Source organism: Sorangium sp. So ce119, from assembly GCF_051524405.1.
GTDB lineage: Bacteria > Myxococcota_A > Polyangia > Polyangiales > Polyangiaceae > Sorangium > Sorangium cellulosum_G.
Window position 1 is genome coordinate 4,595,886 of record NZ_CP150310.1, and the last position, 15,990, is coordinate 4,611,875.

The following is a 15,990-nucleotide window of genomic DNA, read 5'->3' on the forward strand; positions in this document are numbered from 1 at the left end:
GCGAGCTGCCTTCCCTCCGGCGCGCGCATGTGCGCCGCCCGATGATCAGGTGGGGAAGCCGGAGACAAGCATGCTTGTCGTGCGCCCGGCGCGCGATCCGCCGCAGCGCCGCAGCTCCCGGCGCGGCTCGCGGCGCCGCGTGGGATGAGCACGCCGGGTCGGCGCTCGACTGCCACTGCTGCGCTCGACTGCCACTGCGGCGCTCGACTGCCACAACGGAGGCGACGGGCCGCGGCTCCGGCGCCCTGGAGCGGGTCCGCATGTGGGCCCACGTCGCCTGGCGAGTCCGCGGCGGGTGCCCCTCGTGGCCGCCGTCCACCGGACCGTCACGACGGGCGCCTCGGACACCTCGGACGCCACGCGCGCCGCGAGGCGCCCGCCGGCGAGGCCGAGTGACGCTTGACTTCAAAAAACGTGTTTCATTTGTCCGCGACAATCGCCCTCCAGGCAGCGGACGGCGGCGCTCATGTCGGGTAGCCGGCGCGCGCCGCCGGATCACGCGACGCGACAGACGGGCTGGTTCCTGGCGGGAGATACAGTCTCTCGTCCGGGATGCCGGCTCACTGAAACCGTTCACCAGGACGGCCTGGACGCTCTCGGGGGCGCAGGAACGCCGTCAGAGGAAATCCATCCGCCGTGGATCGGGCGTCGGGGTGCGATAAAAAGTGAAGCAGCGGTGTCATCCGTCGTCGCCCGGACGCCCGGAGGCGTAGAATCGCCGGAGCTATGAGCCGATCGCCCTCCGACAAGGACGCGCACAAGAAGGCACCGATGAGCCCCGTGCCGTCGCGAGGGAGCTCGCCGGATCCGAGCCCGCCGCGCAGCAACAGCAGCTGCCTGCCGCCGGCGCCGCACCCGCCGCGCAACAACTCGAGCTGCCTGCCGCCGGCGCCGCAATCGAACCGCGGCGGCAGCACGCTCCCGCCCCCGCAGCACGTGCCGGCCCCCGCGCGGGGCAGCCACTTCCCGACCGACGCGCGCCTCCGGCGGGACCGGCCGAGCGCGCCGCTCGCGCCGCTCGTCGGATCTCCGCCGCAGGACGCGCGCGGCTGGCGCGATCGGCCGGGCGCCGCGGCCGTGGCCGCTGCCGCGGCGCGCAGCGGCCTCGCGGCGCAGGATCCGTTCGCCACCTGGGACGCGGAGGCGCCGCCCGCCACGCTGCCCGCGACCCAGCCGCCCGAGCCGCCGAGCTCGCGCGTGCCGGAGGTGTCGCGCTTCGAGGACACGAGCCGCGGCCACGCGCCGGCCTCGTCGCCGGGCAGGCGCGTGGCGGCCGTCGCCTCGGCCGCCGCGCACCAGCCCGCGCCGGCCGCCCGGCGCGAGCCGCAGCGGCTCCACGAGCCGCACGGCGGCGGGCACGACCCGTACACGCCCATCAACCAGATCCTCGGCTACACGCGCCTGCTCGTCGCGTCGCTGCAGGGCAAGGTCGCGCCGCAGCACATCGAGGACATCCGCAACATCGAGCTCGCCTCGCGCAAGCTGCTCGGCATCGTCCAGGCGATGGAGAACGGGGGCGGCGAGGACGACGCGCCCTCGAGCGTGAAGGTCAGCGTCCCCTCCTCCCCGCACGAGGAGCCGGCGCTCCACGCGGAGCTCGAGGGCGGCGGGCGCGGCGCCATCCTCGTCGTCGACGACAGCCGCGGCAACCGCGACGTGCTCTGCCGGGTGCTGCAGAACAACGGCTTCCGCGCGATCGCCGCCGAGGACGGCCCGCGCGCGCTCGGCCTGGCCGCGCGCGAGCGCTTCGACGCCGTGCTGCTCGACGTGAACATGCCCGGCATCAGCGGCCTCGGCGTGCTCTCCGCGCTGCGCCAGAGCCGGTCGCAGGCGGAGCTGCCCGTGATCATGGTGACCACGCGGGGCGCGAGCGAGGACGTGGTGGAGTCGCTCCGGCTCGGCGCCAACGATCACGTCACGAAGCCGATCGACTTCGACATCCTGCTCGGGCGCCTCGACACGCAGCTCACGCTGAAGCGCTCGCGCGAGCAGCTCTCGCAGCTCGCCGCGGAGCTGTCGATCAAGAGCGAGTTCATCCGCAAGACGTTCGGCCGCTACCTGAGCGACGAGGTCGTGAGCCGCCTGCTCTCCTCGCCCGAGGCCCAGCTCCTCGGCGGCGAGGAGCGCGACGTGACGATCATGATGACGGACCTCCGGAGCTTCACGACGATGACCGAGAACATGCCGCCCGACGTCGTCATGCGGCTCCTGAACGGCTATCTCGGCGAGATGGCGCGCATCATCATCGCGCGCGGCGGCACGATCATCGAGTTCATCGGGGACGCGATCCTCGCGCTCTTCGGCGCGCCGTTCTCGACGGGCGACGACGCGCGCCGCGCGGTCGCGTGCGCGATCGAGATGCAGCTCGCGATGGACGCGGTGAACGACAGGAACAGCGCGGACGGCCTGCCGACGCTGCAGATGGGCATCGCGCTCAACACCGGCCCGGTCGTCGTGGGCAACATCGGCTCCGAGGCGCGGACGAAATACGGCGTGGTCGGCGCCCAGGTCAACCTGACGTCGCGCATCGAGTCGTGCACGGTGGGGCGCCAGATCCTCATCGCGGACGGCACGCGCCGCGCCGCCGGCTCCGGCCTCCTGCTCGGCCAGAGCCACGCGCTGTCCGTCAAGGGGTTCTCGACGCGGGTGCTGGTCCACGAGGTGCTGGGCCTCGACAACCCCGAGCGGCTCTACCTGCCCGAGCGGCGCGTCGAGATCCTGCCGCTCTCGTCGCCGCTGCCCGTGGTGTGCGCGCGCCTCGCCGGCAAGCGCGTGGAGGGCGAGCCGCAGTCCGCCTACATCCTCGGGCTCTCGCCTTTCGGCGCCGTGCTGCGCTTACACCCCCGCCCCGCGCCCTTCACCAACCTCCAGCTCCACCCGTCGGTCGCGCTCGCGGAGCAGCTCGGCGGCGAGCTGCACGCGAAGGTGATCGAGCTCGACCCGCGCGCCGACGACGTGGTGCGCATCCACTTCACGTCCTCGCCGCCCGGGCTCGCGGCCCTCGTGCAAGAGCTCCACCGCGCCGAGGCGTAGCGGCGACGCGCGGGCGCGCGGACTCCTGTCATGGCGGCGCCCCGTGCTGATGGGGAGTCCCGTCACGGGGAGCCGGCCACGGCGCCCACTGGCCGTGTCCGTTCGTCACGCGCGACGGCATCGCGGCTCGACCGGGCCGCGATGCCGGGTTAAGCACCGCCCGTGGCCTGGAGTCAGCGCATGGCGAGCACGGCGACCAGGAAGCGCTCTGCTCCGGTGCGTTACGGCGCCGCCGTGCTCATCACGGGAATCGCGATCGCGCTGAGGCTCTCGCTCCACTCGGTCCTCGGAGACGAGGTGCCATTCATCCTCTATTTTCCAGCGGTCGTGGCGAGCGCCTGGTTCGGGGGCCTCGAGGCCGGCCTCGTCACGACGGCCCTCTGCGCGGCCTTCGTCTGGTATTTCTTCCTGATTCCATATCACTCGTTCGCGCCTCCCCCGGTTCACGGCACGGTACAGCTCGGCACGTTCGTCGTCACCTCCGTGATGAGCTCGCTCCTGGCCGAGAACCTGCACAGGGCCAGGCGGCTCGCCGCGCGCAGCGCGGAGCGGCTGCGGATCGCGCAGGATCACTCGCTCGACGGGTTCGTGACGCTGTGGGCCGTTCGGGACGCGCAGGGGAGCATCGTGGACTTCCGGTGGGAGTACGTGAACCCCGCCGCGGCCGGCATGCTGCTGTGCGCCCCGGAGCGCCTGGTGGGTCGGGGTCTTCTCCAGATGCTGCCGGGCGAGAAGACGAAACACGACCTCTTCGCGCGGTGCGCGCGCGTGGTCGAGACGGGCGATCCCGTCGACGTCGAGCTGCCCTGGGGCGAGGAGGAGCGCCGCCGCTGGTTCCGGATCATGATCGTGCAGCTCCATGACGGGATCGCCGTCCACTTCAGCGACATCACGGCGCGCAAGCGGGCGGAAGAGGAGCGCGCGGCGCTCTTCGCGAGCGAGCGCCGCGCGCGCGCCGAGGCGGAGGAGGCCAATCGGCTGAAAGACGAGTTCCTGGCGACGGTCTCCCACGAGCTGCGGACGCCGCTCAACGCGATCCTCGGCTGGTCGCACCTGCTCCAGGCGAAGGCCGCCGCGCCCGAGCAGAGGGCGCGCGGGCTGCAGGCCATCGAGCGCAGCGCCCGGTCTCAGGCGCGGCTCGTCGAGGATATCCTCGACGTGTCCAGGATCATCGCCGGCAAGGTGCGGCTCGACAGGCACCTCATCGACGCCGGCGCGGTCATCGGGGCTGCGGTCGAGTCCGTGCGCCCCGCAGCCGACGCGAAGGGGGTCGCGCTCGAGCTCGCCGTCGAGGCGCGGGACGCCCGGATCCTGGGCGATTCCACGCGTCTCCAGCAGGTGTGCTGGAACCTCGTCTCCAACGCGATCAAGTTCACGCCGACGGGCGGGGTGGTGCGCGTCGCGGTCGCCCAGCGAGGCGCGGATCTCCACATCGAGGTCAGCGACACGGGGCAAGGCATCCGCCCCGATTTCCTGCCGTTCGTCTTCGATCGTTTCAGCCAGGCCGACGGCTCGACGACGCGCCGCCACGGCGGGCTCGGCCTCGGGCTCGCCATCGTCCGCCACCTGGTCGAGCTGCACGGCGGGACGATCTCGGCCCGCAGCGAGGGCGAGGGACGAGGCGCGACGTTCGATGTCGCGCTGCCCGTCGCCGGCCCCGCGCAGACGGGCGACGACGGCCTCGTCCGGACGCGCGACAGCGCGGCCCCCGGGCGCGCGCCGCCGGGAGCGCCCGAGCGGCGCGTCGACGGGCTCCGCGTCCTCGTGGTCGACGACGAGGACGACGCGGGCGAGATCGCCGGCGCCATGCTCCGGGAGCTGGGCGTCGAGCCCCGGGTGGTGCGATCGGCAGAGGAGGCGCTCCGGGCGCTCGTCGAGTTTCGCCCCGACATCCTGATCTCGGATCTGGCGATGCCCCACGAGGACGGCTTCTCCCTGATGCGCAAGGTGCGCGCGCTCGCGCCGGACGCGGGGGGCGCCATTCCGGCCATCGCGATCACGGCGTACGCGCGGCGCGAGGATCGCCAGCGGGCGCTCGCGTCCGGCTTTCAGGTGTACCTCACGAAGCCCATCGTCGCCGCCGAGCTCTCCGAGGTCGTGAGCAGCCTGGTCGCGGGGCTGCCCCCCAGCCCTGCCCGAGCGCGCGCTGCTGCGCCGTGACGCGCCGAGGCGACCGCCGTGTTGCCCTGGACGAGGGGCCTCGCCTACCCTGCGCCCTCCCAGCGCAACACGGTTCCTTCACGCGGCCACACACACCGAGGCGACCGATGCACACGCGTTCCCAGATCATCGCGGGCCCCGCGGGCGCGCTCCACATCGTCGATCATCCAGCCGCAGGCGCTCATCCAGCCGCGGGCGCCGCGCCGACGCCGGGCGATGGGCCCGCGGGCGACGCGCTGCCGCTCGTGCTCGTGCACGGGATGGTCGGCCACGTCGGCTTCTGGGAGGCGCCGCTCGCGCACCTCGCGGGCAGGCGCCGCGCCGTCGCCATCGATCTGAGGGGCCACGGCGCGTCCGAGGCCCCGCCCGACGCGGACTACTCGCCTGCCGCGTGCGCGGCCGACGTGCTCGCGGTGCTCGACGCCCTGGACCTTCCGCGCGTGGCGCTCGTCGGCCACAGCTTCGGCACGCTCGTGGCCATCGCCGCCGCGGCCGCCCACCCGGAGCGCGTCGCGCGGCTCGTGCTCGTCGACCCGCCCGGCGACTTCACGCAGCTCCCGGCCGAGATCCGCGAACAGCAGCTCTCGCCCATGCGGGCCGCGTTCGAGACGGACGACTGGCGCACCGCCACCCGCGCGGGGTTCGATGGGGCGCTCGTGGGCAGCGCGCCGGCGACGCGGGACGTGGTGCTGGGCCGCCTCGCCGCCACGCCGCGCGACCGGCTGCTCGGCATGTACCGCAGCATGATCGAGTTCCCCGCCGTGGACACGCTGGACCGCTACCTCGCCGCCCCGGGCTCCCGCGCCCACGCCATCGTCGCTCCCTCGAACGCGCGGCCGTTCAGCCTGCATGTGCTCAGGCCCGCGCTGGAGGCCGCCGTGCTGCGAGGGACGGGCCACTGGCTGATGATGGACGCACCGGCCCGGTTCACCGAGCAGCTCGAGGCCTGGCTCACCGCCGCGTGACGCAGCCCGGCCGCTCGATCGCATGAGCGCCTTTCCGCCGGGGCGCGCGCGGCCCACACTGCGGCCATGCGCGACGACGACGCCGCTCGCCTCACCGCGAGGACTTTAGGTCACTACGACGATCACGCCCTGTCGTTCTGGGAGGGCACCCGGGATCATGACGTCTCGCAGAACCGCGCCGCGCTGCTCGCGGCGCTGGAGGGGCCGGGCCCGTTCACGATCCTCGATCTCGGCTGCGGCCCGGGGCGCGACCTCGCCGCGTTCCGCGCCGCGGGGCACGTCCCCGTCGGGCTCGACGGGTCGGCGCGGTTCGTCGAGATGGCGCGGCGGCACGCGGGCTGCGAGGTGCTCCACCAGGACTTCCTGCGCCTCGATCTCGGGGCCGAGCGCTTCGACGGGATCTTCGCCAACGCGTCGCTGTTCCACGTGCCGAGCGCCGAGCTGCCGCGCGTGCTCCGCGAGCTCCACGCCGCGCTCCGCCCGCGCGGCGTCCTCTTCAGCTCCAACCCGCGCGGCGACGACCGGGAGGGGTGGTCCGGCGACCGGTACGGCTGCTACTGGTCGCTCGAGCGGTGGCGCGACCACGTGACGACCGCGGGATTCGAGGAGATCCAGCACTACTACCGGCCGGCAGGCCTTCCCCGCGCGCAGCAGCCGTGGCTCGCGACGGTGTGGCGCAAGCGCTGATGTCCGGCCGGTGGGGTTCCAGCGCCAGGCGTCCGGCCCCATGGTGGAGACATGCGTCAGAAGCCCAGACGCCTGCATGGCAATGCCCGCGCGCGCGCGGGAAGCAGGGATCGGCCGAATATCCTGATCATCATGGGAGACGACATCGGCTGGTTCAACCTGAGCGCGTACAACCGGGGGATGATGGGCTACGAGACGCCCCACATCGACCGTATCGCGCGAGAAGGGGTCCTCTTCACAGACTATTACGGACAGCAAAGCTGCACGGCCGGGCGCGCCGCGCTCATGACGGGCCAGACACCGCTCCGGACCGGCCTTACCAAGATCGGGATCCCGGGCGCGAAGCGGGGCATCAGCGACAAAGATCCCACCATCGCCGAGATCCTCCAGCAGCTCGGCTACACCACCGGGCAGTTCGGCAAGAACCATTTCGGTGATCGGGACGAGCACCTGCCCACGATGCACGGGTTCGACGAGTTCTTCGGCAACCTCTACCACCTCAACGCCGAGGAGGAGCCCGAGCACCCGGATTACCCTGAGGCCCCGGAGTTCCGCGCGAAATTCGGACCGCGGGGCGTGCTCCACGCCTGGGCTGATGGTCAGGGCGGGCAGCGGATCGAGGACACGGGCCCGCTCACCAGGAAACGCATGGAGACCATCGACGAGGAGACCCTCGCCGCTGCCGTGGACTTCATCGAGCGGGCGCAGAGGTCCGAGAGTCCCTTCTTCGTCTGGTTCAACAGCACGCGCATGCACATCTGGACCCACCTCAAGGCGGAGTCGCAGGGCAAGACCGGGCTCGGCATCCACGCCGACGGCATGGTCGAGCACGACGGGCACGTCGGCAGCCTGCTGCGCAAGCTCGACGAGCTCGGCCTCTCCGGGGACACCCTCGTCATCTACACGACCGACAACGGCGCCGAGGCGTTCACCTGGCCCGACGGCGGCACCACGCCGTTCCGGGGCGAGAAGAACACCCAGTACGAGGGTGCCTATCGCGTGCCTTGCCTCGTCCGCTGGCCCGGCGTGATCTCCCCCGGTCAGGTCAACACCTCGCTCATCGCGTCCGAGGACTGGTTCCCGACGCTGGCCGCGGCGGCGGGGCTCCGCGACGTGAAGCAGCGGCTGCTCGCGGGGTGCCGCGCCGGCGACAGGACGTTCAAGGTCCACCTCGACGGCCACGATCAGCTCGCGCTGCTCTCCGGCCAGGGCCCGAGCGCGCGGCGCGCGTTCTTCTACGTGAACGACGAGGGGCAGCTCGTCGCCCTCCGCCACGATCGCTGGAAGATCGTCTTCGCCGAGCAGCGCGCCAGCGGGCTTCGTGTCTGGCAGGAGCCGTTCGTCCCGCTCCGGCTGCCCAAGCTCGTCGACCTCCGGGCCGATCCCTTCGAGAGGGCCGAGTTGGGCAGCATCTTCTACGACAAGTGGCGCATCGATCACGCCTTCGTGATCGCGCCGGCCATCGAGCTCGCGAAGCAATTCATCGCTTCGTTCCAGGAGTTCCCTCCCCGGCACAAGCCGGAGACATGGAACCTGGACACCATCCTCCAGCGAATGGAACGGATGTCGGATTGAGCGGCCGCTCCGCCTCGTCGTCGTTCCTCTGCCTGGCTGGCAGGCGACCGCGACGATCGCGTTCTCTTCCCGGCGCTGTCTCTCCCCGGCACGGGAAGAGCGCTCGATGCGGGCGACGGCCGCGGTCAGTGCGCCCTGATCGCGCGCGGGCGTCCGGCGGGCAGGCAGGCGGCGGACGAGCGGGCGGCAGGTCCGCGCGCGACCACCGGGGCCAGGGCGACGATCACGAGGACCAGCGCCACGACGACGGCGAGCCCGCCCCGCAGGGTGAAGCGGTCGGCGAGCAGGCCGATGAGCGGCGGCCCCACGAGGAAGCCGCCGTAGGACAGGGTGGCGAGCGTCGCCAGCGCCTTTCCGGGCGCCACGTCGGGAGCGCTCGCCCCGGCGCGGAAGACCAGCGGCACCACGACGGACAGGCCGGCGCCCACGCACCCGAAGCCCAGCAGCAGGGCGATCGGGACGTTGACGACAAGCGCCGCGCCCAGCCCGCCCGCGACGAGGAGGGCCGCCGCGCGCACGAGCCGCTCGGCGCCGAAGCGCTGCGTGAGCCCGTCCCCGGAGAACCGCCCGACGAGCATCGCGAGCGAGAAGACGGCGTAGCCGGTCGCGGCCACGGCCGCGGTGGTGTGGAGCTCGTCGCGGAGATAGACGGCCGACCAGTTGGCCATGGCGCCCTCGCCCACGGACGAGCAGAACGCGATGAGGCCGAGCAGGAGGATCCGGGTCGAGCGGCTCCCCCCGGAGGCGCCCGCGCCCGCGGCGACCGCGGGCTCGGGGCGCGCGTCGGCCGAGAGCGCGCCGCCGGCGTCGAGGACGACCACGGCGAGGACGGCGGCGACGGCGAGCAGGTGCACCGCCGGCGACACCGCCAGGCCGGCCGCGAGCGCCCCGAGGGCCGCGCCGATCAGCCCGCCGAGGCTGAACATGCCGTGGACCGAGGCGAGGATCGGGCGGCCGTGGCGCCGCTCGACCTCGACGGCCTGCGCGTTCATCGCGACGTCCATGAGGCCGTTGGTCATGCCGAGCAGCACGAGGGCCGCGACGAGCGCGGCGAAGGACGGCGCGAGCGCCGGCAGGGGCAGCGCCGCGCACAGCAGCATGGCCGAGACGCGGGTGACACGCCGGCTCCCGAGGCGCGCGACGAGCGGCCCGGCGGCGCGGAAGGCGAGGATCGCGCCGCAGGCCACGCCGAGCAGGGCCAGGCCGAGCTCGCCGTCGCGCAGCCCGAGCCGCTCGCGCACCGCGGGGACGCGCGCGGCCCAGGAAGCGAAGGCGATGCCGTTCGCCAGGAACATGACCGAGACGGCGCGCCTGGCCTGCGCCGTGGAGAGGGCAGGAAGCTCCTCCGAACTTTCGTGCATTTTCGTGAACATCAGGGAACAATCATGCAGCCGGCCACGGCCAAGGCAAGCGGCTTCGTGAACAAACAGGAACGATCGTGCAAAACCAAGCAGACAGCTCGGGCCTGATGGTGGCCGAAAGGCGCCGGGAAATTCTCGCGGTGCTGGAACGTGATGGGAAGGTGGTCGCGGCGGAGCTGAGCCGCGCGTTCGGCGTCTCGGAGGACACGATCCGGCGCGACCTGCGCGAGATGGCGAACGAGGGGCTGCTGCAGCGCGTGCACGGCGGCGGCCTGCCGCTCGCGCGGGTGAACCCGAGCTTCCCCGCGCGGGAGCGGCAGCAGCCGCGCGTCAAGGAAGGGCTCGCGCGGGCCGCGGCCACGTTGATCAAGCCGGGGCAGGTGGTGTTCATCGACAGCGGCACGACGAACGTGGCCGTCGCGCGCCACCTCCCGCGCGATCTCGAGGCCACGATCGTGACCAACAGCCCTCCTGTCGCCATCGCCCTCTCCGAGCACCCGCGCGTCGAGGTGGTCCTGCTCGGCGGGCGCATGCGCAAGGACCCGCTGGCCGCCGCCGACGCGGTGACGATCGCGGGCGTGCGCCAGATCCGGGCGGACCTCTGCTACCTCGGCGTGTGCACCCTCGACCCGACGTTCGGGATCACCACCGTGGACCTGGACGAGTCGTATGTGAAGCGGGCCATGGTCGAGGCCTCGGCCGAGGTGGTCGCGCTGGTAACCGCGGACAAGCTCGGCACCGCGTCAGCGTACGTCGTCGCCCCGCTGAGCGAGCTCACGTGGCTCTTCACGGAGCGCGGCGTGCCGAAGGAGGTGCTCGCGCCGTACCGGGAGGCGGGCGTCACGGTCACGCAGGACGTCGAGGCGGAGCCTGCCTGAAGCGTCGATCGGCTGGCCACGGGGCGACGAGGAGCCGAGAGACGGCAGGCGCCGGCCAGGCACCTCGCCGCGCGACTACAGCAACCCCGAGAGCAGATCCAGGACACCGCAGCTCAGGCCCCCCCCGGAGAGCGCGACGAGGGGCTCCAGGCTCGACGCGATGGACTCAGGGTACACCGCCCTGCCGGCGCCGCAGGTCGGCGCGCCCGCGCTGTCCCTGTCGCAGACAGCGTCGCAATGGCCGAGCACGGTGATCCCGCACGAGGGCGACTGCCCGCAGATGCGCTGGAACGTCCTCGTGCTCAGCGCCACGCCGCACGCGTCGACCAGCGCGTTGTCGGCGCACGCGTAGGCGGTCGGCCGGACCTGGTCGAAGAGATCACCGAACATGATCGCGTCCCGGACCGTGTACTCCGCCGCCTCGCTGTCCGGCGCGTCGGCCAGGGCCGGGTGGCCGCCGGTCAGGTGGATCGCGACGCTCGCGCCCGTCGCGTTCAGCGACTGCAGCAGGCAAGCCGTCATCCAGCGCCGCGCGGCGGCGTCCGAGAGCGGCGCGGAGGACCACCGCGGCGCGAGCCCGATCGACCCGCCGAAGGACCGCCCCGAGGACGTCTCCAGCGCCGCCCCATCGGGCAGGGCGCAGGCGATCACGCGCTCGACGAGGTGCCTGCCCTCGCTCGTCGAGAGGAGCACGGCCGCCCTGGAGCCGCCCATCGCGTCCGGCAGCGGCGCCCGCGCCAGCGCGCGGAGCGCCTGCTGCGTCGAGGGCTCCCAGAAGAAGGCGGGATCGAGGCCGTTCATCACGATGATCCCCTGCTCCGCGGCCAGGACCGTCTCGCCGTCGTCCGCCGGCGCCGCTCCGCACCCGGCCGCAAGCAAGCAGAACCCGATCACCCCGGCAGCGTTGACCCTCAAGCAAAGCATGCACTGTCCTCCATCTCAGGCGCACGTGCGTGCGCCTCGCACCGGGAGCAAGCAAATCCCGGTCCGGCGCCGGGCCTGATCGGTCGCCCCGGTACGCGCGCGGCCCGCGAGGACCGGGCTCAGCCGGTCATCGAGCAGGCTCGTCAGCGGCGCGCCATGCAGGATCAGCCGCCGCGCCCGGCAGCGCGCAGCGCATCGAGGCCGCGCGCCAGCGCGTCGAACCGGGCCCGCCAGGCGGGATGCTCGGCCAGGAGCCCGCCGGCCCGGTCCAGGCTCGCGGCGGCGACCTCGACCAGACCGTGGCGTATTGCCGCACGACCGCGCCAGGAGAGGACCTCGAGGAGCTCGTCGGCGAACAGGAACGGGCCCGCCTCGAGCTCCGCCTCGTCGAGCCCGCCGAGCAGCAGCGCGCGCGGCTCGCCGTCCGAGGCGTCATCCGAGAGGAGGCAGCGCAGCAGCAGGAAGCAGCCGTGCGCCGCCCTCGCCGACGGCTCCGGCGGGCACGCGCCGGCGATCCACGCGAGCAGGCGCCGCGCCTCGTCGAGCTCCCCCCGCGCCGCGAGGATGCGCGCGAGGAGCAGCGAGCAGTCCGGCACGGGGCGATCCACGAACCGCTGCTCGAGCGTGTGCGCGCGGCGCGCGAGCGAGAGGGCCTCGTCCTGCTGGTCGCTCCAGTAGAGGAGCTCGGCGACGTTGTACGTGGCGACGCGCTCCAGCCACGGGTTGCCGATCTCCCGCGCGAGCGCGATCGCGCGCCGGAGATCCGCGGTCGCCCGCGGCAGATCCTTCTTCAGCGTCCAGAGCACGACGCGGTTCATGATCGCGACGCACAGGTGCGGCAGGTCCTCGGCGCGCTCGCAGAGCGCGATCGCCTCCTCGGCCCGCCGCTCCGCCTCGGCGAAGCGGCCCGCGTGCGCGAGCTCGGTCGACAGCAGCACGAGCGCGATGATCCGGCTCTCCTCGTCCCCGGCCGACTCGGCCAGCGACGCCCCCTCCGAGAGGAGCGCGATCGCCTCCGCGACCTCGGCCCGCCGCAGGCGCGTGCGCCCCTCCGCCACGCAGAGGCGCGCCGAGAGCCGCGGCGAGCGCGCGGGTTCGACGAGCGGCCGCGCCAGCGCGACGCGCGCCGACGACGCCTCGTAGGCGCCCGTCCAGTCGAGCGCCGTCGCCTCCTCGAGCAGGACGTCCGCGCGCAGCTCGGCTTCCGCGTCGGAGCCCGCGAGCTCGAGCGCCGCGGAGAGATCGGCCATGGCCTCCTCGATGAGGTGCAGCCGGTAGCGGATCCGCCCGCGCCCGGCCAGCGCGCGCGCGCGCCCGCGGCGATCGTCCTCGCCGGCCAGCTTGAGCGCGGCGGTGTAGCAGCGCTCCGCCTCGACGTGCCGGTGCCGCGCGAACGCGAGATCCCCGAGCCGGAGGTGCGCCTCCGCCGCCTCCTCCCCCGCCCCGCACGCGGCCGCGTGCCGGGCCAGCGGCTCGAGCTCCTCCGGCGCCGGCTGCGCCGGAGGGCGCTCGCGCTCGACCCGCGCCCGCCAGAAGGCGAGCGCGTGCCGGTGGATCTGCGCGCGGTGCTCGGGATCCAGCGTCTCGTACACAGCGTCGCGGAAGAGGCCGCTCTGGAACCACCACCGCTCGGCGCCCCCGCGCGCGCCCCGCGCCCCGCCGTCGCCGTCGTCGCCGCCGTCGCCGCGCGCGATGATGCCCCGCTCGACGAGCACGCCGAGCCCGTACCCCGCGTCGACCGGCGTCCCGGCGCCGCGGACCCGGTCGACGGCGTCCTGCACCCACTCCAGCTCGGCCCGGGTGAACGACTCGCCGAGCACGGCGCAGAGCCGCGCGAGCGCGGCGATCTCCTGCGGCAGCGCCCCGAGCTGGCGCATCGCCAGCCACTGCCACGCCGGGGAGACCGGCAGGCCCTCGAGCGCCGACGCCTCGACGCAGTAGTCGCCGCCCCCGGGGCGGCGGCGCACGAGCCCGGCCTGCTTGAGCGACCGGATGATCGCGGCGAGGCAGCCCGGGTTGCCGCCGGCCCAGCGCGCGAGCCCCCGGAGCACGTCGGCCGGGGGGTACGCCGCGGGGAGGAGGAGCCGCGCCGCGAGCTCCGACGCGGCGGCCTCGTCGAGCGGGGCGAGCGTCACCCGGTCGGCGCGCTGCGTCCGGGCGCCCCAGGTGGGGCGGAGCCGCTCGAAGCGCGGGTGCGCGACGACCGCGGCCCAGAGCGCCACCCCGGTGCCGTCGAGCGTCGCGACCTCGAGCGCGTCGAGCACGGTGACGTCCGCCCACTGCGCGTCGTCCACGATCACGGCGACCGGGGCGCGGCGCGCGCGGCGGCGCAGCCCCTCGGCGATCGCCCGCGCCACGTGGTGGGGCGTCGCGGCGGGCGCGGCGCGCGCGGCCCCGGGGAGCGCCCACCCGAGCGCCGCGGCGACGGACGCGAAGGTCGAGGCGCCGATCTCGGGGCCGAGCCGCGCCTCGCAGAACGCGCGGGGGTCGGCCGGCGCCGCGGCGGGCGCGGAGAGCGCGAAGCGCAGGATCTCCGCGGTGTCCTTGCTCGCCTCGCCCGGCAGGGGCTGCGCCGCGCGCACCACGAGCGCCGCGGCGTCGGGGCGCAGGCGCTGCGCCACGGCGGCCGCCTCGGCCGCGACGCGGGTCTTGCCGAGCCCGGCGTCGCCGAGCACCGTCACGAGCGCCGGGCACGCGCCGCTGAACGCCGCGGCCGCGCTCGCCTCGAGCGCCGCGATCGCCTCGGAGCGCCCCACCATCGGCGGCGCGTCGCTCTCCGGCGCCCGCGCCACGTGGGTCGACGTCGGGGTCGAGGTCGGCTCGGCCTCGGCGAGGGCGCGCTCGAGCTCCTTCGTGAGCAGGACGCCGGACCATGGGGCGGCGGGGAGCCAGGTCTCCGGGCGATCCACCGCCGCGCCGTAGACGGCGGGCGCGCCCCGGTCGCGCGGGCGGATGATCACGCCCGCGAGGTGGAGCGCGGCGCGGGCGCCGTGCCGCTCGACGAGCTCGCGCGCGGCGGCGAGCGCGAGCCGGACGGGGTGCTCGGCGTCGCGGGCCGAGAAGACGGCGACGTGGCGGCGCCCGCGCTGCCGGACGCAGACGCCGCTGCGGCGCGTGAGCGCGCCGATCACGAGCGGCGTGGCGGCGCCGGTCTCCGCGACCAGCACGACGGCCGGCTGGAGCCCCTCGGCGAGGAGCCTGCCGCCGCCGGACGGCGGCCCCGACGCGGCGACGGACGGCGGCCCCGACGCGGCGCCGGACGGCGGCCCCGGCGCGGCGCCGGACGGCGGCCCCGACGCGGCACCGGACGGCGGCCCCGACGCGATCGGCAACGACCGCGGGGTCGGCTCCGCGTCGGCGGCGGCGCCGAGCGGGCACGCCTCCTCGAGCGCGCGCCGGAGCGCGGCCGCGCTCGCGGGCCGGCGGTCGGGCTCCTTGGCGAGGCACGAGAGCACGAGCTCCTCGAGGGCCTCGGGGATCGGCGCGAGCTCGCCCGGCCGCGGCGGCCGGAGCGCGAGGTGCCCGTGCTCGACCGCGCCCGTGTCCCCAACGAACGGCGGCCGCAGGGTGAGCAGCTCGAACAGGATCGCGCCGACGGCGTACAGATCCGTGCGCCCGTCGACGGCGGCGCCCGCGCGGAGCTGCTCGGGCGCCATGTACTCGGGCGTGCCGACGATCGTGCCCCCGCGCGTGATCTCGCCCTCGTCGTCCTGGCGCGACGCGCCGGCGGGCCGCGCCAGGCCCAGGTCGAGCAGCACCGCGCGCGCGGCGCCTGCCGCCGGGGCCGGCGCGGCGGCCGCACCTGCCGCGGGGCCCGACGCGGCCTCCGCGCGGGGCGGCGCGAGCATCACGTTCTCCGGCTTGAGATCGCGGTGGACGACGCCGCGCGCGTGCGCGGCCGCGAGCGCGTCGAGCAGCGCGGCCGCGCGCGCCGCCGCCCAGGCCGGCTCCGGGGGCCCGGGCAGCGCCGCGAGCGCCTCGGCGAGCGTCTCGCCGGCGACGTGATCCATGGCGATCCAGGGGCGGCCGTCGTCGAGCCGCCCCTCGCCGTGGACCCGCGGGACGTGCGGCGGGCCGACGCGCCGGAGCGCGCCCGCCTCGCGCCGGAACCGCGCCTGGATCGTCCCGCGCGCCGTGCGCCCTACCTTGAGGGCGACGCGGGCGCCGTCCGCCTCGCGCCGCGCGGCCCACACCGCCGAGAAGCCGCCCTGCCCGAGCAGGCCGTCGACCCGGAAGCCCGGGACCCGCGGCCGGCCCGACGACTCGGGCGTGCGCTCGACCGCCGGCGGCGGCGAGCCGCCGTCGCGGGGGCAAACGCCCGCCGGAGGGAGCCGGCGGTGGCACAGTGGGCAGCGGGACACGTCGTGGCTCCCTGGGGCAGGGCGGACAGGGATCTGCTCTCCGCCC

At 74.8% G+C, this 15,990-nt stretch carries 8 protein-coding genes and 3 pseudogenes; 8 read left to right on the forward strand and 3 right to left on the reverse strand.

The window, feature by feature from the left end; genetic code table 11:
• Positions 1 to 726 precede the first annotated feature (726 nt).
• The 7 genes and pseudogenes from WME76_RS17330 to WME76_RS17360 all read left to right on the forward strand — a co-directional run bounded on the left by WME76_RS17330 (position 727) and on the right by WME76_RS17360 (position 8,420).
• Positions 727 to 3,033: a response regulator gene (locus WME76_RS17330; protein ID WP_437961196.1), complete on the forward strand. Its 2,307-nt coding sequence runs from the start codon at positions 727 to 729 to the stop codon at positions 3,031 to 3,033.
• A 180-nt stretch (positions 3,034 to 3,213) separates the two neighbouring features.
• A pseudogene (locus WME76_RS17335) lies at positions 3,214 to 4,197 on the forward strand (DUF4118 domain-containing protein); the annotation flags it as partial.
• A gap of 18 nt (positions 4,198 to 4,215) precedes the next feature.
• Positions 4,216 to 4,647 (forward strand): annotated as a pseudogene (locus tag WME76_RS17340) (sensor histidine kinase); the annotation flags it as partial.
• Between the two features lie 156 nt (positions 4,648 to 4,803).
• A pseudogene (locus WME76_RS17345) lies at positions 4,804 to 5,193 on the forward strand (response regulator); the annotation flags it as partial.
• A 107-nt stretch (positions 5,194 to 5,300) separates the two neighbouring features.
• Positions 5,301 to 6,158, forward strand: a complete 858-nt coding sequence (locus tag WME76_RS17350; RefSeq protein ID WP_437961197.1) for an alpha/beta fold hydrolase — start codon at positions 5,301 to 5,303, stop codon at positions 6,156 to 6,158.
• A gap of 66 nt (positions 6,159 to 6,224) precedes the next feature.
• Complete coding sequence (locus WME76_RS17355) at positions 6,225 to 6,845, forward strand: class I SAM-dependent DNA methyltransferase (protein WP_437961198.1); 621 nt, start codon at positions 6,225 to 6,227, stop codon at positions 6,843 to 6,845.
• Between the two features lie 132 nt (positions 6,846 to 6,977).
• Entirely contained in the window at positions 6,978 to 8,420 is a 1,443-nt protein-coding gene (locus WME76_RS17360; protein ID WP_437961199.1) for an arylsulfatase, read from the forward strand.
• Positions 8,421 to 8,545: 125 nt separating this feature from the next.
• On the opposite strand, the gene WME76_RS17365 is transcribed toward WME76_RS17360, so the two are convergent.
• Positions 8,546 to 9,781, reverse strand: coding sequence for an MFS transporter (locus WME76_RS17365; RefSeq protein ID WP_437961200.1), 1,236 nt, complete (start codon positions 9,779 to 9,781; stop codon positions 8,546 to 8,548).
• A gap of 107 nt (positions 9,782 to 9,888) precedes the next feature.
• Here WME76_RS17365 and WME76_RS17370 point away from each other — a divergent pair, with 107 nt between their 5' ends.
• Positions 9,889 to 10,659 carry a DeoR/GlpR family DNA-binding transcription regulator gene (locus WME76_RS17370; protein WP_437962121.1) on the forward strand — a complete coding sequence of 257 codons (771 nt, stop codon included), beginning with the start codon at positions 9,889 to 9,891 and terminating at the stop codon, positions 10,657 to 10,659.
• A 75-nt stretch (positions 10,660 to 10,734) separates the two neighbouring features.
• On the opposite strand, the gene WME76_RS17375 is transcribed toward WME76_RS17370, so the two are convergent.
• Together WME76_RS17375 and WME76_RS17380 are read right to left on the reverse strand one after the other, a co-directional pair.
• Positions 10,735 to 11,583 carry a hypothetical protein gene (locus WME76_RS17375; protein WP_437961201.1) on the reverse strand — a complete coding sequence of 283 codons (849 nt, stop codon included), beginning with the start codon at positions 11,581 to 11,583 and terminating at the stop codon, positions 10,735 to 10,737.
• A 164-nt stretch (positions 11,584 to 11,747) separates the two neighbouring features.
• Positions 11,748 to 15,944 (reverse strand): protein kinase domain-containing protein, encoded by a 4,197-nt coding sequence (locus tag WME76_RS17380; protein WP_437961202.1) that lies wholly within the window; start codon positions 15,942 to 15,944, stop codon positions 11,748 to 11,750.
• Between the last annotated feature and the right edge of the window lie 46 nt (positions 15,945 to 15,990).

Excerpts from the sequence above, each read along its gene's own strand:
- WME76_RS17330 (WP_437961196.1), top strand. The coding sequence starts at position 727 with ATGAGCCGATCGCCCTCCGACAAGGACGCGCACAAGAAGGCACCGATG.
- WME76_RS17365 (WP_437961200.1), bottom strand. The coding sequence starts at position 9,781 with ATGCACGAAAGTTCGGAGGAGCTTCCTGCCCTCTCCACGGCGCAGGCC.
- WME76_RS17350 (WP_437961197.1), top strand. The coding sequence starts at position 5,301 with ATGCACACGCGTTCCCAGATCATCGCGGGCCCCGCGGGCGCGCTCCAC.
- WME76_RS17375 (WP_437961201.1), bottom strand. The coding sequence starts at position 11,583 with ATGCTTTGCTTGAGGGTCAACGCTGCCGGGGTGATCGGGTTCTGCTTG.
- WME76_RS17355 (WP_437961198.1), top strand. The coding sequence starts at position 6,225 with ATGCGCGACGACGACGCCGCTCGCCTCACCGCGAGGACTTTAGGTCAC.
- WME76_RS17360 (WP_437961199.1), top strand. The coding sequence starts at position 6,978 with ATGGGAGACGACATCGGCTGGTTCAACCTGAGCGCGTACAACCGGGGG.
- WME76_RS17370 (WP_437962121.1), top strand. The coding sequence starts at position 9,889 with ATGGTGGCCGAAAGGCGCCGGGAAATTCTCGCGGTGCTGGAACGTGAT.